19 protein-coding genes, 1 tRNA gene and 1 pseudogene are annotated in these 26,134 nt (G+C 48.3%); 12 read left to right on the top strand and 9 right to left on the bottom strand.

The features are described 5' to 3' along the window. Positions 1-16: 16 nt before the first annotated feature. The 3 genes and pseudogenes from OO017_RS20095 to OO017_RS13080 form a co-directional block, all read right to left on the bottom strand. Positions 17-229, bottom strand: coding sequence for a TOBE domain-containing protein (locus tag OO017_RS20095; protein WP_439651315.1), 213 nt, complete (start codon positions 227-229; stop codon positions 17-19). A 285-nt stretch (positions 230-514) separates the two neighbouring features. Then, positions 515-1,000, bottom strand: a pseudogene (locus OO017_RS20090) (ATP-binding cassette domain-containing protein); the annotation flags it as partial. A 374-nt stretch (positions 1,001-1,374) separates the two neighbouring features. Next, the gene (locus OO017_RS13080) at positions 1,375-1,500 is read right to left on the bottom strand and encodes a hypothetical protein (RefSeq protein WP_266052947.1); all 126 of its coding nucleotides are present in this window, start codon (positions 1,498-1,500) and stop codon (positions 1,375-1,377) included. Positions 1,501-1,530: 30 nt separating this feature from the next. Here OO017_RS13080 and OO017_RS13075 point away from each other — a divergent pair, with 30 nt between their 5' ends. The 5 genes from OO017_RS13075 to katG all read left to right on the top strand — a co-directional run bounded on the left by OO017_RS13075 (position 1,531) and on the right by katG (position 11,145). Beyond that, positions 1,531-1,947, top strand: coding sequence for a hypothetical protein (locus tag OO017_RS13075; protein WP_266052946.1), 417 nt, complete (start codon positions 1,531-1,533; stop codon positions 1,945-1,947). Between the two features lie 221 nt (positions 1,948-2,168). Continuing rightward, positions 2,169-3,812: an ABC-F family ATP-binding cassette domain-containing protein gene (locus tag OO017_RS13070; protein WP_266052945.1), complete on the top strand. Its 1,644-nt coding sequence runs from the start codon at positions 2,169-2,171 to the stop codon at positions 3,810-3,812. A 551-nt stretch (positions 3,813-4,363) separates the two neighbouring features. Further along, complete coding sequence (locus OO017_RS13065) at positions 4,364-6,955, top strand: phosphoenolpyruvate carboxylase (protein ID WP_266052944.1); 2,592 nt, start codon at positions 4,364-4,366, stop codon at positions 6,953-6,955. 544 nt (positions 6,956-7,499) lie between these two features. Next, on the top strand, positions 7,500-8,360 hold the full coding sequence (locus tag OO017_RS13060; RefSeq protein ID WP_266052943.1) for an EF-hand domain-containing protein: 861 nt from the start codon (positions 7,500-7,502) through the stop codon (positions 8,358-8,360). Between the two features lie 529 nt (positions 8,361-8,889). Continuing rightward, the gene (gene katG / locus OO017_RS13055; RefSeq protein WP_266052942.1) at positions 8,890-11,145 is read left to right on the top strand and encodes a catalase/peroxidase HPI; all 2,256 of its coding nucleotides are present in this window, start codon (positions 8,890-8,892) and stop codon (positions 11,143-11,145) included. 306 nt (positions 11,146-11,451) lie between these two features. Here katG and OO017_RS13050 read toward each other — a convergent pair whose 3' ends face one another. Together OO017_RS13050 and OO017_RS13045 are read right to left on the bottom strand one after the other, a co-directional pair. Next, positions 11,452-12,180 carry a LytR/AlgR family response regulator transcription factor gene (locus OO017_RS13050; RefSeq protein ID WP_266052941.1) on the bottom strand — a complete coding sequence of 243 codons (729 nt, stop codon included), beginning with the start codon at positions 12,178-12,180 and terminating at the stop codon, positions 11,452-11,454. After that, entirely contained in the window at positions 12,149-13,183 is a 1,035-nt protein-coding gene (locus OO017_RS13045) for a sensor histidine kinase (protein WP_266052940.1), read from the bottom strand. Before OO017_RS13045 ends, OO017_RS13050 begins: the two co-directional genes overlap by 32 nt. Positions 13,184-13,441: 258 nt before the next feature. On the opposite strand from OO017_RS13045, the gene OO017_RS13040 reads away from it, so the two are divergent. Beyond that, entirely contained in the window at positions 13,442-14,353 is a 912-nt protein-coding gene (locus OO017_RS13040) for an ABC transporter ATP-binding protein (RefSeq protein ID WP_266052939.1), read from the top strand. Then, complete coding sequence (locus OO017_RS13035; RefSeq protein WP_266052938.1) at positions 14,350-17,964, top strand: ABC transporter permease/M1 family aminopeptidase; 3,615 nt, start codon at positions 14,350-14,352, stop codon at positions 17,962-17,964. The genes OO017_RS13040 and OO017_RS13035 overlap by 4 nt, the downstream gene beginning before the upstream one ends. Before the next feature lie 892 nt (positions 17,965-18,856). Here OO017_RS13035 and OO017_RS13030 read toward each other — a convergent pair. After that, a complete protein-coding gene (locus OO017_RS13030; protein ID WP_266052937.1) occupies positions 18,857-19,015 on the bottom strand; it encodes a hypothetical protein in 159 nt (52 codons plus the stop codon). 15 nt (positions 19,016-19,030) lie between these two features. Then, positions 19,031-19,396 carry a hypothetical protein gene (locus OO017_RS13025; RefSeq protein ID WP_266052936.1) on the bottom strand — a complete coding sequence of 122 codons (366 nt, stop codon included), beginning with the start codon at positions 19,394-19,396 and terminating at the stop codon, positions 19,031-19,033. 327 nt (positions 19,397-19,723) lie between these two features. Here OO017_RS13025 and OO017_RS13020 point away from each other — a divergent pair, with 327 nt between their 5' ends. Beyond that, positions 19,724-20,152: a hypothetical protein gene (locus OO017_RS13020; protein ID WP_266052935.1), complete on the top strand. Its 429-nt coding sequence runs from the start codon at positions 19,724-19,726 to the stop codon at positions 20,150-20,152. Positions 20,153-20,161: 9 nt separating this feature from the next. Then, the gene (locus OO017_RS13015; RefSeq protein ID WP_266052934.1) at positions 20,162-20,515 is read left to right on the top strand and encodes a hypothetical protein; all 354 of its coding nucleotides are present in this window, start codon (positions 20,162-20,164) and stop codon (positions 20,513-20,515) included. 36 nt (positions 20,516-20,551) lie between these two features. On the opposite strand, the gene OO017_RS13010 is transcribed toward OO017_RS13015, so the two are convergent. Beyond that, complete coding sequence (locus tag OO017_RS13010) at positions 20,552-20,752, bottom strand: hypothetical protein (RefSeq protein ID WP_266052933.1); 201 nt, start codon at positions 20,750-20,752, stop codon at positions 20,552-20,554. 471 nt (positions 20,753-21,223) lie between these two features. Here OO017_RS13010 and OO017_RS13005 point away from each other — a divergent pair, with 471 nt between their 5' ends. Continuing rightward, on the top strand, positions 21,224-24,925 hold the full coding sequence (locus OO017_RS13005) for a hypothetical protein (RefSeq protein ID WP_266052932.1): 3,702 nt from the start codon (positions 21,224-21,226) through the stop codon (positions 24,923-24,925). Positions 24,926-25,120: 195 nt separating this feature from the next. Here OO017_RS13005 and OO017_RS13000 read toward each other — a convergent pair. Continuing rightward, positions 25,121-25,192: transfer RNA gene (locus OO017_RS13000), tRNA-Glu, on the bottom strand. 201 nt (positions 25,193-25,393) lie between these two features. Between OO017_RS13000 and OO017_RS12995 the strand changes: the two genes are divergently transcribed. Together OO017_RS12995 and OO017_RS12990 are read left to right on the top strand one after the other, a co-directional pair. Beyond that, positions 25,394-25,669, top strand: coding sequence for a hypothetical protein (locus OO017_RS12995; protein WP_266052931.1), 276 nt, complete (start codon positions 25,394-25,396; stop codon positions 25,667-25,669). Positions 25,670-25,738: 69 nt separating this feature from the next. Then, positions 25,739-26,083: a hypothetical protein gene (locus OO017_RS12990; RefSeq protein WP_266052930.1), complete on the top strand. Its 345-nt coding sequence runs from the start codon at positions 25,739-25,741 to the stop codon at positions 26,081-26,083. The last annotated feature ends 51 nt before the right edge of the window (positions 26,084-26,134 follow it).

The following is a 26,134-nucleotide window of genomic DNA, read 5'->3' as shown; positions in this document are numbered from 1 at the left end:
CAATCACTATTCATACTTAAATATGCCATACATCCTCCGGCGATACGCTAACCTGCACGGTGTCGCCTGGCGAGTAGTGGCCCTCAGTTGTTCTTACGTAAACCGCACCCTCCGGAAGCTGCACCTCCAGCTCATAAAAACTGCCAAAGAAGCCTATGCTGTTTACTTCTCCGGTAAGCGCCTTGTTGCCTGCAGGGCTTAACTTAAAGCTCTCAGGGCGCACCAGCATGTCTTTACCGTTGGTGCTGATGCCGAGCAGGCGCGAAAAGGCGGCGGTGCCTGCCTTGCTGAGGCGGTTATAGCTCCCGAAAAGCGCGGCGGCATACTCGTTTACCGGCTGTTTGTAAATCTGCTCCGGCGTGCCTTGCTGTATCAGTTTGCCTTCCTGCAGCACCAGGATCTCGTCTGCCCACGAAAGCGTGTCGTGCGGGTCGTGGGAGATCAGGGTGCAGGTTATGGCCAGTTCCTCGCTGATGTCGCGGATAACGGCTTTGAGGATGTTCTTGTGTGCCGTGTCCAGGTTGGAGAAGGGCTCGTCCAGCAGGAGCAGTTGGGGCGAAGTGCTAAGCAGGCGCGCCATGGCGATGCGTTGGCGCTCGCCGCCCGACAGCTGGTTTGTTTTGCGCGGCAGCAGGTGGCTCACACGGCAAATGTCGTAGAGAAATCCGGCTTCCTCATCGGTTAGGGTGTTGGCATAGCGCAGCACCTGTTCCACGCGCAGGGAGTGGGGCAACTCAAAGTGCTGCGAGAGGTAGGCGATGCCCGGGTGCCCCGGCACCAGTTTGTCGGCCGGGCCGATCACGGTTTCCCCTTCAAACTGCACCTGCCCGGCGGTTGGCTGCACCAGGCCGGCAATGGTTTTGAGCAAAGTACTCTTGCCCGAACCCGTTTCGCCGGAGATGGCCACTTTCTGAAACTCCTGCTGTGTAAAGCTAATGTCTTGCAGCACTGTTTTACCCGCTTCCTCTACACGGATTCCGGATACGTTTAAAAAGGTCATACTTTTAAAGAAAGGCTTGATAGTTTAACCAGGTTGCCTGGCAGGGGAAGCTGCGGTTTTAAACTATGTGAGGTTAACGGTAAATAGTAAGAGATAGCAAAAAGTACACGGGCCTCCATAAGTATGTTTCATCCTGTAACGTCCTGCGTAACGCAACTTGCCTGAAGGCGCCCGAAACAGCCTGTAAAGGTAAAGCTATTTTAGCTTTTATACTTACGCAGAAAGATAAAAGGAGACGGTCAGGCAAATATACAGTGGTATAGCGCGGTAGTTTTGGCTCTGTAACTAATGTCACAAAACGGCAGGAGCTTCTGCGTTACTTTTGTAGGATAACGCATTTACATCTCTAGACCGATATGATGAAAATAACTTCCTTAAAGTATAGCGGCACCTATCCTGCTCTGATTAAAGTATGGGTTTTGTTCGTCATTCTTTTCTTCTCCGCCTATACTGCGCCAGCCCAGCACCACACAGAAAGCAGCGCGGCTGAACCAATTCATACTTTTAAACCCTGGAGGGTAAGCGCGGTCATGTACCATACCTACATCGCCACCCATACTTCTGAGGGCAAGGAAACGCTGATCGTCCCTTCCCTGGGGCTGGATGTGGAGTACTGGTTTAACGATAAGTGGGGGATAGGCTCGCATAACGACCTGGAACTGATTAATTTTGAGGTGGAGCGCGGAGACTCCCGAATTCTGGAAAGAGAAACACCGCTGCTGCTAACCCTAGATGCGCTTTGGAAACCCTGGAAAGGGCTGGTGCTGCTGGCAGGTCCGGGCATAGAGTTTGAGAAAGAGGAGAACCTGTTTGTGGTGCGCGGCGGCGTGGAGTATGAAATTGAGCTGGGAAGGCATTGGGATGTTGCCCCCACTGTTTTCTACGATAACCGCAAAAACGCCTACGATACCTTCTCTGTCGGCATTGGCCTCGGCAAGCGCTTTTAGAAACAACTCAGTAGTTTATACTTTAAAACCAGACCGGAAGATCCAGTCTGGTTTTTTTATACCCTTCCGGCTGTACTGTTTAGAGCAAAGTATACGCAAACGCTTTATCAGGTAAGTATAGAGCCTGAGGCTTTGCGCCTGCCATACTTTATTCTTGTTTTAAAGTTCTGATACATACGCAGAAATATCTAGTATCTTTGCAGCCTTAAAAATAAACGATTATGATTTCAGTAGACGCGGTTGCAGTTGAGTTTAACGGGGCGGCCCTTTTCAGCAATGTTACCTTTAACATCAACGAGAATGACCGGATTGCCCTGATGGGTAAAAATGGGGCAGGAAAATCTACCTTACTAAAGATAATTGCGGGCGTAAACAAGCCAACCCGTGGCAAAGTGTCGGCCCCCAAAGAGGCCGTGATTGCTTACCTGCCGCAGCACCTGCTCACCAACGACGACTGTACCGTTTTTGAGGAGGCCTCCAAAGCTTTCGCCAAGATTCTGGAGATGAAAAGGCAGATGGAGCACCTGAACTCAGAGCTGGAGACCCGCACCGATTACGAGTCGGAGGAGTACTATGCCATTATTGAGCAAGTGTCGGAGCTAAGCGAGAAATACTACTCGGTAGAGGAAATTAACTATGATGCGGAGGTAGAGAAAACGCTGAAAGGCCTGGGCTTTTCCCGCGCAGACCTGACGCGGCCTACCAAAGAGTTTAGCGGTGGCTGGCGCATGCGCATCGAGCTGGCCAAGATACTGCTGCAGCAACCCGACCTTATACTGCTCGATGAGCCCACGAACCACCTCGATATCGAGTCCATTCAGTGGCTGGAGGATTTCCTGGTGAACAACGCCAAGGCCGTCATCGTCATCTCGCACGACAAGACATTTGTAGACAACATCACCAACCGTACCATCGAGGTGACCATGGGCCGCATCTACGACTACAAGGTGAACTACAGCCAATACCTGCAGCTCCGGAAAGAGCGCCGCGAGCAGCAGCAGAAGCAGTTTGAGGACCAGCAAAAAGAAATAGCCGAAATTCAGGCGTTTATAGATCGCTTCAAGGGCACGTACTCCAAAACGCTGCAGGTGCAGTCGCGGGTGAAGATGCTGGAGAAAATGGAGATAATTGAGGTGGACGAGGTGGACACCTCCGCGCTGAACCTGAAATTCCCGCCGGCGCCGCGCTCGGGCAATTACCCGGTTATAGTAGAGGAGCTTACCAAGAAGTATGGCGACCATACTGTTTTCAAGGATGCCTCGCTTACCATTAACCGCGGTGAGAAAGTTGCCTTTGTGGGGAAGAACGGGGAAGGAAAATCGAGCCTGATCAAAGCCATAATGGGGGAGATAGACTATGAGGGGAAACTGCAACTGGGGCATAACAGCATGATCGGGTACTTTGCCCAGAACCAGGCCTCGCTGCTGGATGAGAGCCTGACTGTGTTCCAGACCATTGATGAAATTGCCATCGGAGATGTAAGAACCAGGGTGAAAGACCTGCTCGGGGCCTTCATGTTCAGCGGCGAAACGGTGGAGAAAAAGGTAAAGGTACTGTCGGGTGGCGAGAAAACGCGCCTGGCCATGATCAAGCTGCTTATGCAACCGGTTAACCTCCTGATACTGGACGAACCTACCAACCACCTGGACATCAAAACAAAGGATATCCTGAAAGATGCCCTGAAAGCATTTGACGGTACGATCATACTTGTGTCCCACGACAGGGACTTCCTGGACGGGCTGGCCACTAAAGTGTTTGAGTTTGGCAATAAACGCATCCGTGAGCACTTCGAAGACATTAACGGCTTCCTGCGCAACAAAAAGCTGGAAAACCTGCGGGAGATAGAGCGAAGCGTAGCAAATTAGGAACTAGCGCTCCAATTTATACTTATATAAGTCATTCTGAAAGAATAGTCTTGAACGGGAAGGTGAGGCAGCTTATGGCCTTGCCTTCCCGTTTTTAGTGTTGTTTAATGTATACAAGGGATACGGGTAAGACGCAGGCTCATACTTATTTGCCACCCGATTTTATACTTTGCCAGATGTTGAGCTGCAGCTATTTGCCAGAGGGCGGATTACAAGCCCTCTTAATAAGTGCTTCAGGAATGTAACCCTGAGGAGCAAAGCTGTTTTATACTTTTGACCTGGACATAAAATAAGCTCTTGAACAGCGCCATCCCACTTTATACTTTTAGACCTGCGCTTACCCTGCGCATCGCTGGAACATCCCTGCATTTTCTTTTAAGTTGGTTTTTATTGAAGCATGAAGTGCACAGACCGTAGCATTTAAGGCTTTGTGTTCGTAAGCGTTTTGGAGGCGGTTATACTTTATCAGGCCGGTCAGCAGAGCCTGAAAAGCGAAAGAATGTTGGAATAGTGCTGCATTTATCGCTATCTTAAGTAAAACTTGTAAGCGTATGACTATTCCTGAAAAGCGTATGGATACTACCTCGGAGGCATTCAGCAACCTGGTTGGTACGCGTTATGAAATGTATAACAGCCTGTTCTCGTCCCTGCCTTTTCATCGGGTAGAGAAAACAGGTGTTCTGCTCTCGTTGCTTGTACTGCATTGTGAAGACGGCTATCAGCGTCATCTCAGTCCGCAGGAGATCATCCAGAGTTTTTTTGAGCAGTATACCCACTACCGCACCGAGCAGGAACAGAACGACCTGCTCTTCCGGTTTGTGCAGTATGCCGAGCGCCAGGTGGTATTATTTGATGCCCTGGAAGAGGCTGCTTTCCGGGATACGCACGACATGCATGGCATGGGTACTTTAAAGCAGCTCAGCACTACGGTGCAGCAGCAAAAGGCACAGGAGCAACTTGCGCATAAGTTACAGGACTTTGCCGTGCGGATGGTACTGACAGCCCACCCAACCCAGTTTTACCCGAGCAGTGTGCTGGGTATTATAAACGACCTTTCGCAGGCACTGGCAGAAGACAACACCTCGCTGGCGCACTCATACCTGAGGCAACTAGGCAAGACGCCCTTCTTCAAAAAAGAAAAACCCACCCCCTTCGAGGAGGCAGTCAGCATGATCTGGTTTCTGGAAAATGTATTCTACCGTGCTGCCGGTAACATCCTCTCTTACCTCACCGCTCAGTTTCCTGAGGCTGTACGCGCGGGTTCTAAAATGATACGGATGGGCTTCTGGCCAGGAGGAGACCGGGATGGAAACCCTTTTGTGAAGGTAGATACGACGCTGCAGGTAGCGGATGCCCTGCGCGGTGCCATCATCAGGGCGTACTATACGGATGTGCGACGGCTCAGACGGCGCTTAACGTTCAGAGGGGTGGAGAACATGGTGAAGGACCTGGAAGCCAGGCTGTATAATAACCTGTTTGTGCCGGACTATAAGCTGGATATAAAACAGGAAGCCATTCTGAATTCTTTGAAGGAGATAAGGAAGCTACTGCTGGAGGAACATAACAGCCTTTTTTTAAACCATGTGGAAGCGCTGATAACTAAAGTAGAGCTCTTCGGCTTGTTCTTCGCATCACTCGATATCCGGCAGGACTCTTCCGTGCACGCGCAACTGTACGAAGAACTTTCGGGGCGCACCAACCTCTTGCCCCAAGACTATACGGAGTTGCCGGAAAACGAGAAAATAACCGCATTACTAAGTATAGGCGAACACACAGATGTGGCCGATGTGTTTAACGACGATGAGCTGCTGCAGGACACGGTTCGGACGGTAGCTACTATCCGGACCATACAGGAGCGCAACGGGGAGGAGGGATGCCACCGCTATATAATCAGCCACTGCACCAGCGCCTTGAATGTGCTGGAGGTTTATACTTTGTTCCGGCTGGGCGGTTGGCAGCCCGAGGCAATCAGCGTGGACATTGTACCGCTCTTCGAGACGATAACAGACCTGCGCCAGGCCGCGAGCGTGATGCGGGAGCTTTACGAAAATCGGGTTTACAGAAGCCACCTGGCCCGACGAAACCATACACAGACCATTATGCTGGGCTTTTCGGACGGCACCAAAGACGGCGGCTATTTTATGGCGAACTGGAGCATCTATAAGGCAAAAGAGGCGCTGACGCAGGTTAGCCGCGCCTATGGCGTAGAGGTGATCTTCTTTGATGGCAGAGGCGGGCCACCGGCACGGGGCGGGGGCAAGACACAGCAGTTTTATGCGTCTATGGGCAACAACATTGCCAATAAAGAGATACAACTCACCATACAGGGGCAAACCGTGAGCTCTAACTTTGGCTCAGTGGATGCCGCCCAGTTTAACCTGGAGCAACTCATGCACGCCGGTATCAGCAACACGCTGTTCAGCCGCAATGCATCAACCTTAACGAAGGAAGAAGACCAACTGCTACAGCATCTGGCGGAGGTGAGTTACGAGGCATACTCCCAGCTGAAGAACCACCCCGAATTCCTGGAGTACCTGAACTTTGTAAGCCCGTTGCGCTACTACGGCGAGGCCAATATTGGCAGTAGGCCCTCCAAGCGAAAGGCCGGAAAACTTAACCTGGATGACCTGCGTGCCGTGCCCTATGTAGGTGCCTGGAGCCAGCTGAAGCAGAACCTGCCGGGGTACTATGGCGTGGGCAAGGCCCTGGAGGAGCTGCACCAGAAAGGAGAATGGGCACGCCTGCAGCAGCTTTACAAGAGCTCGTTATACTTTAAAACCCTGCTCGACAACTGTGAGATGGCTATGAAGAAGTGCTTTTTCCCGGTTACCGCTTACCTGACCGAGCACCCAAAGTATGGCCTGCTCTGGAAGCAGATCTATGAGGAGTATGAGCGCACGAAAAAGTATGTGCTCCTGCTGGCTGGTGTGGACTCTCTGATGGCAGACAAGCCGCTGGATGAGCTTTCTATTCGGATGAGGCAGCGCATAGAGTTGCCTCTGATCACGATTCAGCAACACGCATTGGCCAAAATAAGAAGTCTGGAAGAACAGGACCCGCAGCAGGAGGCAAAGAAAGTATACGAGAATCTGGTGGTACGGTGCTCTTTCGGCATCATCAACGCAGAACGAAACTCAGCCTAAGCTTATTTGTAGGAAGTGTGGTGCCGGCACACCTGGCAGCTTCTAAGGGCGTTCATACTTTAATGCTATACTTTACACGGTGTTGTTCAACTGAAAACAGCCTGTTATATAGTTAGCAAAACAGCACAATATAAATTTCGTATATGATTATATGTGTTTCTGCTTAGCGCATTTATGTGTGGTGTCACAATTTTTATAGGCCTTTTCTGTGCATTCTATTTAGCACAGAAATTTTAAGACGTACACCAATCCTTACTTGCTGCATAACCATCCCTAATGCAGTTATGATACATGCACTGAAATGCCCCTGTAAGTTCAACACTTAAGCCAGAGTTAACTAACTTCGAATTAATTTTGAGCTTCTTCAAAATTCATATCCGTTCCGGATACCTGCTCTGAAAGCGCTACCTATCACTTAAAATAAAAGGGAACTAAGTCTCTTTTTAAAACTCCTCCATTTCCATTTTACCGGAGAAGCAGCCTTTGTAAGAGGCTGTACTGTGTTGTATGCGTTTTGATTTATAATTTTTTAATACCTGCAGCTATGAAAAAAAATAAACTGGTACTCTTGCTGCTGCTTGCGGCATCCCTGGTGGCATGTGATGAAGACGACGATGTTGTGCCCGACATGGTGAGTCCTGAAGTAGAAATTCTTTCTTCTACCGATAACGCAACATTTTTAGTGATTGAGATGATCGAAGGAAAAGTAAAAGTTGTGGACAATAATGCAATTAAAGGGTATCGTGTATTTCTGGTGTACCCTGATGGCAGCAGCAAACTCGTTAAGGAGCATGATGAGTTTTACATTAAAATCACATCCAGAGATTACCCTATAAGTATAAAGCTACCCAAAGGCGCCACTATGGGGGAGTACATCTTAGTGGTGGAGGCAGAAGATCGTGCTCAGAATGTAGCGAAAGACTCTCTGGCTGTTACCATTCATGCACCGGACATCAGCAGCGCAGAGTTTGCCAGGGCCTTCAATAATGTAGCCAACTTAACTGCATTCGATGCAATGTATTGGGATTGGATGGGATATGATCTCCAGTATGGGATTGTATTTGAAGAGTATGGGTTCGAATCCGGCTTCTTTGATATGGTGGATATAGATTACGATCGTGCTATATCTGGAGCAGAGTGGGAAAAGTTTATCGCAGATTTTAATCTTGATAGCAAATCATGGGCTTCACTGGATGAAGATAATAACGGCACCCTGGACTCCGTAGAGTTTGGCGATGGCTTCAGGAACCTAATCTCCTTTGAGGGTTGGGATTTAGATAAAGATGGCTGGGTAAACAAAGATGAATTTGCGAATGGGATTTTTGGGCATTGGGATACAAACAAGGATAACTTGTTAAGTAAGGAAGAGTACCTGGAAAGGTTCTTTACCTACTTAAGCCGTTAAAACAGAATCAGCCACTAAGTATAACTAAGTATAATACTATGTCAGAAGAAGGCTTTCAACTATAGTCTGAAAGCCTTTTTACAAAATAACTAGTCGGTTAGCTAAAAGAAAAACTATAAACGCAAAGTATAAATCTTACGCCTGGTAAAGCACCTAAAGGGAGAACGCACTGGAGGGGAAAGATAGAGAAAACTTAATACTTACATTTTAAGTAAGCCTTACCAACAGCCTAGGCTTAGCAGCAGGATACCGTAAATTGATCAATTATGATGTACCGGGATAGTACATCATAGGCCTTTCTTCTATGAACTTCAAAACTTAATTCGCTGATAAGTATTCGGTTGTAATACGGCTATAGCTGTGTTGACTATATTGATTTGATGTGGTTATAGGTTTTGTCTATGATAAGATAGGAATTTAGAATCAAGAAAAGTTGGCATACAGGTCTATTAATAAGTATATTTATTTCAAATAGATGTTGTTAATGTTATACATCCATATCTAAAACCCAACATACTAAATCATAACCATGGAACACAAAAAAGACAGACATGTAGCCCCCAATACCCCTGTATGGGATACCAATGAATCCAGAAGATGCCCATTTCTGGGTGGTGCTGTAAACTTTACGGCTGGTAGCGGACGGTCTAACAGGGATTGGTGGCCAAATATGCTGAACCTTAGAATATTGCACCAGCATTCCTCCTTGTCGAACCCGATGGAGAAGGATTTTAACTATGCCGAAGAGTTTAAGAGCCTTGATCTGAATGCGGTAAAGCAGGATCTCTACGACCTGATGACCGACTCACAGGACTGGTGGCCTGCTGACTATGGTCATTATGGGCCGTTTTTTATCCGGATGGCGTGGCATAGCGCGGGTACCTACCGCATTATGGACGGCCGGGGTGGCGCCGGCTCAGGTACGCAGCGCTTTGCCCCGCTCAATAGCTGGCCCGACAATGCAAACCTTGACAAGGCACGCCTGCTGCTTTGGCCTATCAAACAGAAGTATGGCAGGAAGATTTCATGGGCCGACCTGATGATTCTGGCTGGTAACTGTGCCCTGGAGTCTATGGGTTTTAAAACTTTTGGCTTTGGTGGCGGAAGAGAGGATGTATGGGAACCGGAGGAGGATATTTACTGGGGCTCGGAAGGAGAGTGGCTGGGCAACAAGGAACGTCATGCAGGCGGCGTATTGGAGAGTCCGCTAGCCGCATCGCACATGGGCTTGATTTACGTGAACCCGGAAGGCCCGAATGGCAACCCTGACCCGGTAAAAGCTGCTCATGACATACGCGAAACCTTTGGCCGTATGGCGATGAACGATTATGAAACAGTTGCTCTGATTGCAGGTGGCCATACTTTTGGCAAGACGCACGGAGCCGGAGACCCGCGCGAATTTGTAGGTGTGGAGCCTGCAGGCGCCGACATCGTGGAAATGGGCCTCGGTTGGAAAAATACGATGGGCAAAGGCCACTCGGAGCATACCATCACCAGCGGTTTGGAGGGTGCCTGGACTGTAACGCCCACCCAGTGGAGTAATAACTTCTTTGAGAACCTTTTCGGCTACGAATGGGAGTTAACCAAGAGCCCTGCTGGTGCTCACCAATGGAAGCCGAAGGGCGATGCCGGCGCAGGTTTAATTCCGGATGCACACGACCCTGCTAAAAAGCATGCGCCATTTATGCTGACCACCGACATCGCCCTGCGCGAGGACCCGGCTTACGGGAAGATCTCCAGACATTTCCTCGAAAATCCGGATGAGTTTGCCGATGCCTTCGCCCGCGCATGGTATAAGCTCACGCACCGTGATATGGGTCCGCTTTCGCGCTACCTTGGCCCGGAAGTTCCGGAAGAGGAGTTGCTCTGGCAGGACCCTCTTCCACCAGTTACTCATGCTGTGATTGATGAAAGCGATATGAGTGAGCTGAAAAGCAGAATACTGGACTCTGGGCTTTCTGTGTCGCAGTTGGTAAGTACCGCCTGGGCCTCGGCTTCTACGTATCGTGGATCCGATAAAAGGGGAGGTGCAAACGGAGCGCGTATTCGCCTTGCCCCGCAGCGGTACTGGGAAGTAAATAACCCGGAAGAGCTGGCCAAGATTTTGAGCACCTATGAGCAAATCCAGCAGACATTCAATGAGGCACAGTCTGGCGGTAAACAGGTGTCTATGGCTGACCTGATTGTGTTGGGTGGATGCGCAGGCATTGAGAAGGCTGCAAGAGATGCGGGCGTTGACGTAAAAGTACCTTTCAGTCCTGGTCGTGTAGATGCCTCTCAGGAGCAGACCGACGTAGAGGCATTCTCTATTCTGGAGCCGATAGCCGATGGATTTCGCAACTACTACAGGAGCCGTGACAACATTGCCACTTCCCAGGAAGAAATGCTGATTGACCGTGCCCAGTTGATGACGCTTACAGTGCCTGAGCTGACTGTCCTCATGGGTGGTATGCGTGTGCTAAACACCAACTACGACCATTCTAAGCATGGCGTGTTTACAGATCGCCCAGAGACTCTCACAAACGATTTCTTTGTAAACCTGCTCGATATGAGAACCACCTGGCGGGCAACTTCAGAGGCTGATACAGAGTTTGAGGGCCGTGACCGTAAAACCGGTGACCTGAAATGGATTGGTACCCGCGTTGACCTGATTTTCGGTTCGAATTCTGAACTTCGTGCTGTTTCAGAGCATTACGCCAGTTCAGATTCTAAAGAGCGTTTTGTAAAAGACTTCGTGAAAGCCTGGGCCAAGGTGATGAACCTCGACCGCTTTGACCTGAAGTAAAAGTAGAATGCTGGCTTAGTTTTAAAGTATAGCTTGAAAACCAAGCGAATAGTGAAAATGGCGCTCCAACAGGGCGCCATTTTTATTACTCAGTTAGCAAATGTTTAGAATAGATAAGTAACTCTGTTATACTTTTGAGTTTGTGCATTCTGTGTGCTGCGAGTCATACTTTAAAAAAAGCCGTTCCATTGGATACGAAGCGGCTCTTTTTACTCAGTAGACCAAAGGATTGAATTTTCAAACCATTTCCATATGGATCTGGCCTACTTTATCCGATGTTACCTTTCGAGGAAATATTAAAACCCTTTAAATCAATCCTCTTAGTTTCTTATAGAAGCTATCTGAATAAGTTTCACTGATTGGTATAACATTTTCACCGATCCAGATCCTGTTTTTCTCGATATGATCAATTTTCTCAATGGCGACCATATAAGACCGATGAGTGCGGGCAAACTTAGAAGTGGGGAGTAGTTCTTCCAACTTTGCAAAGCTCATCAGGGTCATGATCTTTTCTTTTGAAGTATGAATGCGCAGGTAATCCTTCATCCCCTCTATGAAAATGATTTTGTTTACTTCAACTTTCTGGATACGGTGCCCCACCTTCAGGAAAATAAAATCCTGCTCTGTAAGAACCTCTTTTTCAGCTTCACTTGCAGCTGGCTGCTGTTTGCTGCTCTTTTCCTGGTAGAGGCGTAGTACCCCTTTGTAGAAACGTTCAAATGAGAAGGGCTTCACCAGGTAATCTTTTACTTCAAGTTCAAACGCCTTTAGGGCATACTGGTCGTAGGCTGTGGTGAGGATAATCATGGGCTTTGACTTGAGCATCGGAATAAAGCTGAGCCCGTTCAAGTCTGGCATATTGATGTCCAGGAAAAGCAAGTCTGGCTTGTCTTCATCCATTTGGGCGGCTGCTTCTAGAGGGCTCACAAAAGTGCCTTTCAGCTCCAGGAACGGGACTTTAGCTACATACTCTTCCAGTATCTCCTGAGCCATGTGCTCGTCGTCAATGATATAGCAACTGAGTTTCTCTTTCATGAGGCTGTGACTGAAGGCCGTGAACTGTTAAAATAACTGAGAACAGATCGCCTGTGTTGTTGACCTCCAGGTGATGCTGTTCCGGATAAAGCAAAGCTAGTCTTTTACGGACATTTGGCAACCCAATGCCACCGGGCTCTTCCAAGGAATTATCCGGGTTTTTATTGATTGGGTTCTGAACACTAAAGCTCAGGGTATTCTCTTTTACCTCCACCTTGACTTTAATATCACCGGGTTCCAGTCTGGCAGGACTGTGTTTGTAGGCGTTCTCCATTAGGTGTATGAACAGCAGTGGAGCAATATGGCAGGATGATGTATCTCCTTTTATTTCCAGGTCCACCACTGGAGCTTTTTTATACCGTAGTTGCTGCAAACTGATATAATCCTGCAGGTAGTTGATCTCTCTTGATAGCGGCACCGTGGCTGCATTCGACTCATAGATCATGTAGCGCATCAGGGAAGATAGGCCAAGTACAGCTTCTGGTGCAGTAGGGGCCTGCTTATATACCAGCGTATGGATGTTATTGAGAGTATTGAACAGAAAATGCGGATTGATCTGTGACTTCAGGTAATGTAATTCAGTCTCTACGGCCTGCTTCTCCAGTTGCTCTTTTTTGATGGTATTAAGCACCAGGTTTTCTGTAACCCTTGCCAGCCATCCGAGAAGAGTAAACAGAGGCACAATAGTGACTAAGGTCATCATATAGTAATCGGAGGAATTATCCCATGTAGCCAATCCTTTAGGATGTAAAAACACAAAGGGAAGTGGGCCAATCAGCATGATAGCTGCCAGCCTGAGATAATAACTTCTTTTCTTCTTTTTACCCGAATAGCTGGTGAGCAGATAGAAGTGACCGTAAAAAACAAGCAGACATGTAAGTATAAAACCGGAGGTTAAGATCAGCCAGGCACCTTCATCGCTTAGCTGTAAAACTACCAGCAGGCTAAACAGCGTCCACAACACGAGGTGGACCAACACAAACACCTTTTTAACTCTTTCCATAAAGCAAAGATATTTTTTCCTGCCATTTTCTTGCTAGTTACTCTGCAGGAGCCTGCTACCGATCTACGAAACCGCCTCTTGAGCCTGCAAGCGCATTGGCGGAAGCAAACCAGCAGTTGGTAGATTAAACTACAGTAGTAGCATATTGCTTTTGGATTTTCTGTGGTGTCCTTTTTCATTTATTCTGAAAATGAGCGGGAAAGCGCTATAAAGGTGCTTTCCTTTCTTCCTGATTAATAAAACAAAATCATAATAACTATGGAAAATCACCAGATCAACCTGTCCATCCGGAATGTCTCTAAAACTTATGGCAATGGAGTACAGGCACTAGATAATGTGTCGCTGCACATACCGCCGGGCATGTATGGACTTTTGGGCCCTAACGGGGCAGGCAAATCTACACTGATGCGCACACTAGCCACGCTTCAAGACCCGGATGAAGGAAGTATACGTCTGGGCGAAATAGATGTGCTACGCCAGAAGGAGGAGGTGCGCCAGACGCTGGGTTACCTGCCACAGGAGTTTGGTGTTTACCCAAAGGTGAATGCAGAGGACCTGCTGGATTACTTCGCCGTGCTTAAAGGTATTACGAATCGTGCTGCCCGCAAAGAAGTGGTAGGGCGTTTACTTAAGCAGACAAACCTATGGGACAAGCGCAGACAGAAGCTGGGAGGGTACTCTGGTGGTATGAAGCAGCGTTTCGGGGTGGCAGTGGCACTGCTGGGCAATCCGAAACTGCTTATAGTTGACGAACCTACGGCGGGACTGGACCCGGCCGAGCGCGTGCGTTTCCTGAACCTGCTCAGTGAGTTGGGCGAGAACAGCGTGGTTATACTTTCCACCCACATTGTCGAAGATGTGTCAGAACTGTGCACCAACATGGCAATCATCAATAAGGGAAAAATACTTTTGGAGGCTGAGCCGATGCAGGCTGTAGACGCGCTGAAAGGCCGTATCTGGCGCAAATTGATGCCCAAGAATACGCTGGAACAGGATCAGCAGGTTATTTCTGCCAAACTGTTTAGCGGGCGCACCATCGTGCATGTGTATAGTGAGGAGAATCCCGGAAACGGTTTTGAGTTGGTGGAGCCGGACCTGGAAGATGTATACTTTAGCACCATGGCAGGCTTTAACAAGTCCTGCCAGCAAGTGGAGGAGGTAAGCATATGAAGTTCCGGAAGACTTTTCAGCTGGAGTTTGCCTACCAGATAAGCAGCGCTGCTACCTGGCTTTACTTTTTGGTAGTGGCAGTGCTTGCTTTTTTATGGGTAATAGGCAATTACCTAAGTGATGCCCGGGAAGGCTATTTCTTATTGAATGCGCCTATTGTGATAGCGGCTGTCACCGCTCTATGCATTTTGTTCTGGCTTCCATTAGGCGGATCCGTAGCTGGCGATGCCGCTGCCCGAGACGTACAGACACGCATGTATTCGCTCACATACACCACGCCAACCAGCAAAGCCACTTATCTGGGAGGGCGGTTCCTTGCCGCTTGTCTTCTTAATTTAATTGTTCTGCTCTCCATTCCGCTGAGTATACTGTTTTCCCTATATTATACTGGTGTAGAGCCTGAAGTTATTGGCCCGTTCAGTTCGGCAGCCTATCTGACTACCTTTTTCTACCTTCTGTTGCCAAACATTTTCATAGTTACAGCTATCCAGTTCTCCTTGGCGGCACTTACCCGTCGGGCCATGGCAAGCTACCTGGGTGGGGTGCTTCTTTTTGTGGCTGCATTTGTTTTGGAATTGGTTACACAAGACGCTGCAGAGTGGAATAAACTAATAGACCCCATCCATTTCAGCTCCATTTTAAATCAACTGTCAGGTGAATGGAGTCCGCTGGAAAAGAATACCCGCATGCTCACGTTGGAGGGGCCGTTGCTCATGAACCGTATACTTTGGCTTAGTATCTCGGTTGGCCTGCTGGCTTTCACTCACAGGCGTTTCAGTTTTGTTCAGCCCGAAATAGGAGTAGGGAAGAAGCAGTTAAATCAAACCTTAACCAACCTGCCAGTAGAGGAGTGGCTGAAATGGAGGCCAGAGAATACTTTAACGCAGATAAACGGCATGTTTGGTTTTAGAACTTACTTACTACAGCTACGTGTCATTACATGGAGAACGTTTCTGCAGCTTGCTAAAGGCCGTATCGGTTTACTTTTACTAGTTGCCCTTGCATTGCTTGTAGGTTTTGCCATACCCGGGAATATGGAAGCCAAAGATGTGCCTTTGTTGCCCAGAGCGGATCAGATGCTAAACTTTCTGACGGCACCTTTGGTAGAAATTAAGTCCTTTTGGATATTGATTACCCTGCTTACTGTCTTTTATGCTGGGGAATTGGTCTGGAAGGAAAGAGAAGCAGGTATGAATGAGATCGCCAACGCGGCCCCGGTGCCGGAATGGGTGCTGTTCCTGAGCAGGTTCCTGGCGTTAAGTTTTATGCTTATAGTTTGGTTAACGTTCCTGATGATAGCAGGTATAGTTGCTCAGGTAAGTATAGGCGGCGCTCCTGTTGAATTCGGGCTGTTCGTAAAGGCGCTTTTTGGGCTTCAGCTAATCGAATGTTTGCTCTTCGCCCTGCTCGCGCTTGTGGTTCATGTGCTGGTCAATCAAAAATACCTGGGCCACTTTTTTGCCCTGCTTGCTTATGGATTTATCTCGTTTGCTCCTAATCTTGACATCAGCCATAAACTACTCATCTATAGTGCCAGCCCGGGTTGGTCATATACTAACATGGCCGGCTTTAACTTATCACTGGAACCATGGCTTTGGTTTAAACTATACTGGTTATCGTGGGCGCTATTGCTGGCTGTAGTAGCAAAATTATTCTGGGTGCGGGGCAGGGAAGAAACTCTTATGTCACGGTTAAACTTAGCTGTCTATCGCATCACCCATTCCACGATGGTTGTTGCTTCAGTAGGAGTAACGGGCATTTTGATATTTGGTGGTTATATTTTTTACAACACAAATGTCCTGAACAATTACCTGTCTTCATCTGAGATTGCAGAGCAACAAGCGCAGTACGAAAAGCTGTACGCAAAGTACTCCGGTATTCCGCAGCCCCGGCAGACAAATGCAACCTTGCAGGTAGAGATTTACCCGGAAAAACGGGAAGCAACAGTTAAAGGTACTTACCTGCTCGTGAACCAGCATAAGGTGCCGATAGATGCTGTACATGTAGCCACTGTGCCGGGAGTTGAAACAAAGGCCATAACTTTTAACCAACCTGCTGCCAAGGTGCTTGAAGATAAAAAGCTGGGCTACCAGATTTATACTTTGCGAAAGCCACTCCAGCCTAGAGACTCCATACAACTCAGCTTTGAAGTACTTGTGGGCACACGTGGCTTCACTAACAACGGGATTGATGTCTCGGTAACACCTAACAGTACAAATTTCCGAAACTATGAATGGTTGCCTGCCATCGGCTACCAGTCCTATCGGGAGTTGGATGATGCTGGTTCCCGAAAAAAATACGGGCTTGCTCCACGTCCCGCAACTCCTTCACTTTACGATGAAAAGGCACGGCTAGAATCACCTTTTGCGGAGCGGATTTTATTTGAAGCAGTAGTGGGCACAGACAAGGACCAAGTAGTTGTGGCACCCGGCGTGCTGCAACGGACTTGGATGGAAGGTAACCGGCGCTATTTCCATTATGCCACAGATGCTCCTATCCGGAATGAGTATAACTTCTTCTCAGCCAACTATGCAGTGCATGAAGGAACATGGGAGAATCCTTCCGAAGGTTCAGGAAAGGAGATCAGCATACAAATCTACTATGATCCGGGGCAAACACTTAACCTGGAGCGTATGGTGAAGAGTGTGCAAGCTTCTTTAGACCACTACAGTAAAGAATTCGGTGCATACCCACACCGTACCATCCGGTTTGTAGCCTATCCGGGGTACGCGTTTGGAAACCATGCTGCCCCCATAAACATCACAGCCGGAGAAGGATTCTTTCTCATGAACCCGGACAAAGACGAACGAAAGTTTGACCTGATAACGGCGGTGGCGGCACACGAGGTAGCGCACCAGTGGTGGGGCAACCAGGTTGACCCGGCCCATGCAGAAGGAGCAGGTTTGCTTTCCGAAAGCCTGGCGTGGTATTCCGCTATGGGTGTGCTGGAGGATAAGTATGGGCCTGAGAACGTTCAGCGACTGTTAGGCTTTTTGCGGGAAGAGTATGAAAACCCAAAAACACGTGCTGCCGTGCCGCTGCTGCAGGCTAATGACTGGTACCAAAATTATCGTAAAGGCCCTTTTGCGCTGTATGCACTGAGTCAGTATATCGGCAGAAACAAGGTAAACAGTGCGCTACGGAATTTGCTGGAGAAGCATGGCTCTGGAAATTTTCCACTACCTACTTCTCTTGATTTGTACCACGAACTGCAGGCAGTCACTCCTGACTCGCTCCAACCGCTGCTTCATGATCTCTTTGAGAAAAATACCTTCTGGGAGCTTAGTACCGAGCAGGCCACGGCCAAGCAGGTGAAACCCGGTAAATGGCAGGTGACCCTTAACATACAGACAAGGAAGTTTGTAGTTGACAGTATAGGAGTAGAGACTAAATTACCAGTTAATGATTGGGTGGAAATAGGGATATTCGCCCCTGCGGAAAAAGGACAGGAGATAGGAAAGTTGCTTTACCGGCAGAAACATCGAATAAACTCCGCTAAGCAGACGATAACTGTGACAGTTCCTGGCAAGCCTGCACTAGCTGGCATTGATCCGAACATCCTGCTCATCGATTGGGAGATAAAGGATAATTTGGAGGATGTGAAGTTGTAGGCTACCCAAGTAGCGCTGGCATGAAGAAGTGCTGGCGCCGCCTATTGTTAATGCTTATGGAGGAAAAGGGTGACTTGCAAAGGCGCTTAGTGGTCAGGCCTGGCTAATAGTTACTTTTGTAATCTTTATTCTGTGGTCAACTTTATTTACTGAAGCTGCCCATGCCACTAAAGGGGAAATTTATCGAACAAAAAAAGCCGCTCCATTTGACGTGGAGCGGCTTTTTTACTGTGGTAGACCGAAGGATGGAATTATCGAACCTTTTCCACAGGGACTTTCGTCTAGTTGTTGAGTGGCTACAAAGAATAGGTAAATAGGCTGTAACCTTCTTATTAGGCGAATATGGTTCCTGCTTAAACTGTAGAATGCTGAACAAAATAGTTGCAATATTGCTCTTCAGACAGATAAATCGGTGTAAACAGGATCTTTTACTATTCTTGTGCCTGCCTTGCTCCCTCTAGTATGCCTTTATCTGTGATTGTACAGGTGCAGGGAGAGACCCCATCCAGAATCTGAATGTGACCGCTTTGGACCAGTTCATCTACCAAAAGCTACAAGTGGTTGCCGCCTGGCGATGCGCCGAGGTTATACTCTTTGGCGAGATCGTCAATGGTGAGTGTCTCATGCTTGATTAAGGCGTTCAAGACGATGGCTCGGTTTAGTGTAGCCATGGTGGTTGTGTTTAAATGGTAAATGGGTTATTTTCAGTTGATTAGTTTGTAAAGTAAGCTTGCTTGAGGCCAGACCCGATGTTGGGCGGCATTGCTACCTCTCAGGCCATTTTCGAATTGGCATATCATAAGAAGAGGTAATGGTAGAGCGACAGCTACCGGCACTTTGAATGACATGTATCCAGCTATGTTACGGCTTAACGCTGTACCAGCGCTATATTTTACACAAGTTCATGCTCAAAGTATACAAGTTCTTTTTCTTGTGGATGCTCCAGGTTAGTGCAGTAGTAGATGCGTTTTATGTAGCGCCTTACCGCCAGCTTAAGGCTGGGGTTAATTTTGGCATACACGATGGATCCCTCGGGATATTTGTTTTCCATGGCTGAATAGGTGAATTAGTTATTACCTGACTTCTCTGCTGCTTTGTCTGCTTTCTTAGCCTGCTTGTCGGCCTCAGCACGGTTACGCTGCGCCTTTGCCTCCATTCGGGCGGCGCGTTTGGCATGCTTGGCTGCATAGGCAGCCTCCTTATCGATGCGCTTGGCTTCTTTTGCGTTCGCCTTAGCTACTCGTGCGTCAGCTTTTGTGTCTTTTCTTAGATCAGAGGCATCGTCAAGGCGCTCCTTGTCCGCTTTCGCTTTGGCTTCCTGCTGTTCGGTTTTACTCTCTTGCCCGGCTTGCGTAGTCTGGGCAAAAGTATAAGTGGAGGCTAATGACAGCATTCCGGTGAACAGCATAAGTAACAGGGTCTTGTTTTTCATATTGGTAGGAAAAGGTTTATTCTATTATCCTGCTTAGTTATACGAGTAATTAAATTTGTAAACCGGAAAATCTTGATAATAAGTGATTTATATTCAAGTAAGTCTTGCCAAACCATACCAGGGTGCTTTTATAGCAAAGAATTTAGCTTTTTCGAAACAGGTAAAGTAAAGCACTCTCTTACTAATGGAATAAACCGACTCATTTCTAAACTATTACTGACCCGGCGCTTGTTATAGAGGCGTAACACCCACTCGGCCCAATGGCCTAAACCGACCAGCCGATCGGCTGCCCCCGCTTTTATTCGTCCTGCTGTTAACATGTCAATCATGAAAAATACCTACACTAACTACAGCACCTATACAGCCTACCTTACACATTTATTTGGAAGGGAGCCCAGCCCGGCAGAAATAGCTTGCTTTGAGGGCAATCAGAATCTGATATTGATTAACAGGCGATCTCCGAAGAACAATGCCTACCACATCAACTTCACTAACGGCACGGCTGTGCAGCTTGTGGCTGACGGGGTCATCCTTGGCGGGGCCATACAGCTGCACAGCCAGGAAGCGGGGCACCGTTTCTACTCGGTCATGTTTGAGGAGCAGGGAACGGTGGAGGAGCATTACCTGATGTTGGACGCCACCGTAGAATCAGTGGTGGTAAACGCAGTGAGAATTATGCTGGTGCAGAGCGTGCGACTGATTACCATCGAGGACCTGGTGCTGCAGTACAACCCAGTTATGTACAACCTTACTTAACTATCAATAATGACACAGGAGCAGTTTTACTATTGCCTGAACAGGATTCTGGAGCTTAGGGATAAGATCAATGAGACATGCAACGTGCGTAGAAGAGCTCAGGTAACAGAGTCGACTATGTATGAAGGGCAGCAGGTGGACTTCGATTCGCTGAGGCGCTATGCCGAGAACAAAGAGAACGCTGACCGGAATACTGCGGAGGCCCACGCTCTGATCAAAGAGCTGGCGGCGCAGGAGGCGAAGATCAGGGTTTTTGTACCCGTTTCTTTTTATGGCTCAAAGATAATGGCCTCTCAACCAGGGAAACCGCCTCTATACGTGGTGGTGGAGCCCAAGAATATAGATATCGAAAAATGTGCTTAAGGAGAGGCTCATGTGAGCAAGCAGTATGTTTTAGGCTTAGTTGAGTTTTGCGATGAATTTTGAAAGCTGTTTGGAATAGCCTCCCTTAGTCAGGCATACCATTTCCCCGGTGACGTCGTTTCTGAGCCAGGTAAGCATGTTGTCTTGTGCTCTGTTCTGGGAAACATATTCTTTCCTATATTCCTGAGCGGCCGCCAATGCGTTCCGCTCGAGTTCATTTAGTCTGTCCTCTACCATGTCTTTCAGCTCTTTGCATGCATTGTATACGCTGCCTTCCCGGATGCTATCAATAACCAATTACACATTCCTAGAAATAATTATCTCATCTTAAGCATGATGTATAAAAAGGAGTAGGGTTTTAAACCTGTACTTTTGCACATTAATATTCCAGTAATAAAGCTGTAAGCTTCTGCCGATAGAAGCCCAATAGCAAAATACCCCAAATTGCTACAGCCCGTAAAACACAACAAGGCATTACTAATTGCCTTCCTGGATATTTAGCGTACTATGTCAGAGCCAGCAATATCCGGCTTAAGTCGGAAAGCTTTGAGAACGGCAGGTATTGTACTTGCAAGTATGGCTGCTTTGTTTTTGGTGCCGATAGTGGCACTGTATTTCTTGGCAGAACCATTGGTGGAGCGTTATCTTAAAAGACAGGTGGTCAGGCAGACGGAAGGGCTTTATCATATAAGTTTTGACGATTTACAGATGCACCTGCGTACTCGTAGCATCACGTTGCAGGGGCTGCGCTTCTACCCGGATACCGCAGCCCACCGCCGGCTAAAGGAGAAAGGGCAGGCTAGCCGTACTCTTCTCGATATACAAAGCCCTCGAGTAAAGATCTCTCACATTAACCTGGCAGACCTGCTTTTTAGGAACAGCTTAAGTATGAATTCCGTCGTGGCTGAACTCCCAGTGATCACGCAGCTGCTGGATGAATCGGTAGAGAATAAAAGAAATCGTAACGGTAAAGGTAGCGGTAACCTGAAAGCCATAAACATTCAAAAGCTCGTTGTAAAGAATGCAAAATACCAGTACCTCGTGCTGGGACAGCAGAACAGGCTTCGTCATGAAGTACCCCAGTTTTCGCTACGGGTGCAGGACCTACGGCTGGAGGTACAGGAGCAGGAGGGCCTCACCAAAATGCTCCATGCTGCTGCGCTTGATCTGAGCCTTCAGGATTATACCTATCATTCTTCTGATAGCGTGTATACCGTCCAGGTCAGACGGCTTTCCTACTCCTCCGGGCAGCAGGTGTTGAAAGTAAGGGACGTGGCCGTGCAGCCTGATCTCCATGCAAACACGGAGCTCCCCAAAAGCCAGCGACACCGCATGCTATACCACTTCAGGACGCCCCTGCTAAGCCTGCAGGGCCTGGATGTGGCAGCGGCTTGCGGCACAAAGCAACTGCAGCTCGACCGGTTGATGCTGGAACACAGCGACCTGCATATACTGGAAGACCTCACCCTGCCCGATTCTGCCGCCTTGCCCGGGCTTTCTGAAATTTACACTGACCTGTCGCCTTACCTGCGGGAGATCAACGTGAGGGAACTGCGCCTGACCGACGGCAGCTTCAGCTACCGCCACAAAGACGGCACCATCCACAATGCCCACAGCCTGAAGAATGCGAACATCACCCTGCAGGCCTTGCGGCTCGACTCAGCCACTCTTTTTACACCGAAAGACAAAGCCTTTGCCCAAGCAATAGAACTGGCCACTGGGAGTTATACTTACAACCCACGTAACAGCCCCTATACTCTGAAGGCAGGTGGCATAAGCCTTTCTTCTCAAGCCAAAACTATGCAGGTAGAGGAACTGCACCTGACCGGCGACTGGGACAAAAACGATTACCTGAAAAACAGTGGCAAAGCCAGGCGCAACTTATACGATATCAAACTTCCGCATCTGAGCTTCCTAGGTCTAGACCTGCTCCAGGTACTGCGGACATCACGGCTGACAATAGGAAGTATAAGTACAGCCCAACCTGTGATAGATGTGCGTACCGACCTGCTAGTGCCAAAGACGGAGGAGGGGCCCGGTTTACGGGAGCTGTACCAGCAGCTTTCTGGTTTGGTTACCAGCCTGGAAGTAGGGGAAATAAGTATAGCGGATGCCTCCATTACACAGCATAACAATACGCGGGATATTCAGCTGCTGCAGCAACTGGAACACGCCTCCATGACAGCCACTGGCCTGTTGGTAGATTCTGCCTTTATTTTTAATCCGGACGTAACGCTGCCTTTGCAGGATGCAGTTGTAACAGCCCAGAATTACCGCTACCAGATGCCTGACAATACCTATGTCTTTATCCTGGCAGGACTGCGTTACTCCACCCGCCAACAGGAATTCTCAGCCAGCACAGTTGATGTGATTTCCAGCCTGAAAGCCAACAAACGACAGAAAAGCTTAGGCAACGCCAGCCGCAACCTCTATAATCTTTCTGCCGGTACTTTGAGGATAACAGGGGTGGATATGATCAGGGCTCTGAATACGGGACATTTGTCGGCTGACATTCTGCTGCTCCGGCAACCGGACGCGGCTATCCTGCTGGACCGTACGGTGGCAGCGTCTGAAAAAGGGGATCAGACAGCAGGGAGGGGGCTGTTCGGGCTACTGGATAAAATTTCTGTAAACACCATCCGGCTGGAAGATGGCTCCTTTATGCTTTACGAAAAACTGGAACCGGTAATGCGTACGCACTACCTGGAGCATGCTACGGCCACGGTATCAGCCTTCGAGCTGACGCCTGCCAGTTTTGCTAACCTAGACAATGCCCTCCCGATGCAGGAGATGACCCTGCTGGCAGCAGATTATACTTACCAGTCGACAGATAGTCTCTACACTATCCGGCTGGACAGCGTGCATTATTCCAGCAGCTCGCAGGAGGTCGTTGCCCATGCTTTCACGGTAAAAGCCAACAGGAAGGTGAATGAACGTCTGAAAGTAGTACATCCGGAACTCGCCAGCCGAAATTTGATCGACATAGCAGCTGAAAGGTCCTTTATTAGCGGGTTTAACCTGATCCATTCCTATGCAACAGGGCAGTACGAAATGCGCCACTTACTGCTCGCAGGCCCCAAGGTAACTATACTACAGGACCAAAATGTTTTACAGGCAAATGGCAAAACACCTGCCGTCCAGGATACGACAGCAGCAGGCAGCGCGGTGCAACAGCTCAACGATATGGTTACAACGATGCGGGTAGGACGCCTGGAAGTAATAGATGGGACCTTTGATTTTCACATACTGGAGGATACCATCCGCATAAGCCAGACCCTGGAGCATGTCACGCTGGCGATCGATCAGCTCCGGCTGGTATCGCTGGAGGAAACTGATCCGCTTGATATTTTTGATGTGGATGATATAGACATACGGGTGAAGGGCTACACCTTCTTCACGCGCGATAGCCTGTATGCGCTGGAGGTGAAGGAAATAAAGGCGTCGATGCAGAATAGGTCACTCACGGCAGACAGCCTACGCCTGAGGCCGCTATATAGCAAAGAAGCGTATAGCAGCTTGTTTACCTATGCCCGTGACCGTGTAGACATGACAGTGCCAAAAATTGCTATGCAGGGCATCAGCCTGCGGGCGCTTTTCAACAACCAGGCTATTATAGCTCATAAAATGATTATAGAGAACCCGGTTGTAGAGATCTACCGTGATAACAGGCTTGGCTTTGATCCGGAGCTGAGGCCTCCAACCTTGCAAAGTGCGCTGCGGGGGGCGGGGATTTACGTCAGGCTGGACACCATATTAGTGGAAAAGAACAACTTCCTGCACCCAGTTATTGCCAAAAACGGCATAAAGCCGGCCGTGTTTGTGCTGGACAGCATACAGATGCAAGCCTATAACGTCACAAACGACGCGGCCCTTATCCGCCTGAATAATGTAATGACTGTAAACGCTTCCGCTCTGTTCATGGGCGTCAGCACGCTGCAGGTCCACTTCTTGTTTGAGATGGACCATCCGGAGGACCGGTATACTTATGAAGGTACACTGGAATCTATGGATTTTGCGGCTTTAAACCCATTATTAGAGAATATGATCTTCATCCGGGTAAAGAGCGGCTGGATAAATAATGCCTCGTTCTCGGTAGAGGCCACCGGAGAAGAGGCCAATGGCCAGGTGCACTTTCCCTACAAAAACCTGAAGGTGCAGCTCCTTAACAAGAAGGATCTGGAAAACCCCGGCTTTCTGTTGAAGGCAGGTTCACGGCTGGTGAACTTGCTTATCATAAAAACCAATAACCCGTCATCCTGGGGCAGATTCCGGGAAGGAGAAGTGGAAGAGGAGCGGGACCCGAAGCGCTCGGTATCTTACCATATGAGCCAGTCCGTGCTAGACGGTGTAACCTCCAGCCTTATGACGAAGCTGGTGCAGCGGATAGTCTCTAAATTCGTTGACTTGTAAAAGATTATACTTTGTTTGAAGCTGCCAGTGCCAAAGGGTGATACACTGGTTTATATGGTGTTGGTAAAGCACTACACCGGCAAGTAATTTATACTTCTGATGTGGAGCAGAGACGTTTATAGAAATGGCGCAGGATATAGCGATAGGTTTAGAGGCAAAAAAAGCCGCTCCAGTTTTACCTGAAGCGGCTTTTAGTAGCCCGTAGGGGAATCGAACCCCTGTTACCAGAATGAAAATCTGGCGTCCTAACCCCTAGACGAACGGGCCGTTCTGTCTGATTGTGGTGCAAATATAGCGGGTGTTTTTTTATCCGCAATAGCTCATCAGAATCTTTTTTGCTGGAAAAAAGGATGTGGTTGATTATCAATGCGAAAAATTTGAGTATGCTGCCGGTGTTGGCAAATGTTAACCAATAGTGCCTTCTTGCGTTAGTATAAACCTGTAATTTTAACCCAAACCGCATCAGTAATGGCTAAAAACCTGTATTACGAAGGCATTAAACCAGAAGCTTTCGACCAACTTAAAAATAAGCTGCAAACGTATGGAATAAAGCTGGAAGCCAACAACGGTAGCTTCAGCGAAAAAGGAGTATCTGGAAGGTATGACTATAACCCGGATGCAGAAACCTTAAAACTTGATGAACTGACGGTGGGCTTTCCGGCAAGTATGATGGTAAACGAGGACTCGCTGCAGGCACGCATGGATGAACTGATGGTACAGCATGGCGGAAGGCCACAGCATTAATACCTATTAATATACTTTTTGCCTGCGCCTCGTATACTTTTATATCACTACAAAAACTCTTAAAAGACTATGGAAAATAATACATCTCAAAACCAAGGCATTAGTAATAACGATAACAACAATAAAAACTCCGGTAACCAACAGAATACCGGGCAGAAGAAGCAAGACAACACTGTAATGTCGGTACTACAGCCGCATGATATGTCTAGAACTGTGGAGTCAGCTATGCATGTGTTTCAGGGGCGCCATGAAAAGCTGCCTGACCTGATGCAGGACCTGGGCCACATCATTGTAAAGGCAACGAAGCGTTTTACAACCACTCAGCTGATTGTGGCTGCCGGTGCCCTTACCATTGGCGCTATACTTGTTTCACGATACAGCGGTGGTGACGAGTATGCCTATGAAGCGGAATAAGCTTATCTGAAAAATATGGGAAACCCTTGGTCTCATGGCTAAGGGTTTTTT

It is taken from the genome of Pontibacter anaerobius (genome assembly GCF_026241195.1).
Lineage (GTDB): Bacteria > Bacteroidota > Bacteroidia > Cytophagales > Hymenobacteraceae > Pontibacter > Pontibacter anaerobius.
Note: the sequence above shows the minus strand (reverse complement) of the source record. Positions and strands in the feature narration are given on the sequence as shown.

Excerpts from the sequence above, each read along its gene's own strand:
- OO017_RS20095 (WP_439651315.1), bottom strand. The coding sequence starts at position 229 with ATGCTGGTGCGCCCTGAGAGCTTTAAGTTAAGCCCTGCAGGCAACAAG.
- OO017_RS13080 (WP_266052947.1), bottom strand. The coding sequence starts at position 1,500 with ATGAATTGGTTCAGCCGCGCTGCTTTCTGTGTGGTGCTGGGCTGGCGC.
- OO017_RS13075 (WP_266052946.1), top strand. The coding sequence starts at position 1,531 with ATGTACCATACCTACATCGCCACCCATACTTCTGAGGGCAAGGAAACG.
- OO017_RS13070 (WP_266052945.1), top strand. The coding sequence starts at position 2,169 with ATGATTTCAGTAGACGCGGTTGCAGTTGAGTTTAACGGGGCGGCCCTT.
- OO017_RS13065 (WP_266052944.1), top strand. The coding sequence starts at position 4,364 with ATGACTATTCCTGAAAAGCGTATGGATACTACCTCGGAGGCATTCAGC.
- OO017_RS13060 (WP_266052943.1), top strand. The coding sequence starts at position 7,500 with ATGAAAAAAAATAAACTGGTACTCTTGCTGCTGCTTGCGGCATCCCTG.
- katG (WP_266052942.1), top strand. The coding sequence starts at position 8,890 with ATGGAACACAAAAAAGACAGACATGTAGCCCCCAATACCCCTGTATGG.
- OO017_RS13050 (WP_266052941.1), bottom strand. The coding sequence starts at position 12,180 with ATGAAAGAGAAACTCAGTTGCTATATCATTGACGACGAGCACATGGCT.
- OO017_RS13045 (WP_266052940.1), bottom strand. The coding sequence starts at position 13,183 with ATGGAAAGAGTTAAAAAGGTGTTTGTGTTGGTCCACCTCGTGTTGTGG.
- OO017_RS13040 (WP_266052939.1), top strand. The coding sequence starts at position 13,442 with ATGGAAAATCACCAGATCAACCTGTCCATCCGGAATGTCTCTAAAACT.
- OO017_RS13035 (WP_266052938.1), top strand. The coding sequence starts at position 14,350 with ATGAAGTTCCGGAAGACTTTTCAGCTGGAGTTTGCCTACCAGATAAGC.
- OO017_RS13030 (WP_266052937.1), bottom strand. The coding sequence starts at position 19,015 with ATGGAAAACAAATATCCCGAGGGATCCATCGTGTATGCCAAAATTAAC.
- OO017_RS13025 (WP_266052936.1), bottom strand. The coding sequence starts at position 19,396 with ATGAAAAACAAGACCCTGTTACTTATGCTGTTCACCGGAATGCTGTCA.
- OO017_RS13020 (WP_266052935.1), top strand. The coding sequence starts at position 19,724 with ATGAAAAATACCTACACTAACTACAGCACCTATACAGCCTACCTTACA.
- OO017_RS13015 (WP_266052934.1), top strand. The coding sequence starts at position 20,162 with ATGACACAGGAGCAGTTTTACTATTGCCTGAACAGGATTCTGGAGCTT.
- OO017_RS13010 (WP_266052933.1), bottom strand. The coding sequence starts at position 20,752 with ATGGTAGAGGACAGACTAAATGAACTCGAGCGGAACGCATTGGCGGCC.
- OO017_RS13005 (WP_266052932.1), top strand. The coding sequence starts at position 21,224 with ATGCACCTGCGTACTCGTAGCATCACGTTGCAGGGGCTGCGCTTCTAC.
- OO017_RS12995 (WP_266052931.1), top strand. The coding sequence starts at position 25,394 with ATGGCTAAAAACCTGTATTACGAAGGCATTAAACCAGAAGCTTTCGAC.
- OO017_RS12990 (WP_266052930.1), top strand. The coding sequence starts at position 25,739 with ATGGAAAATAATACATCTCAAAACCAAGGCATTAGTAATAACGATAAC.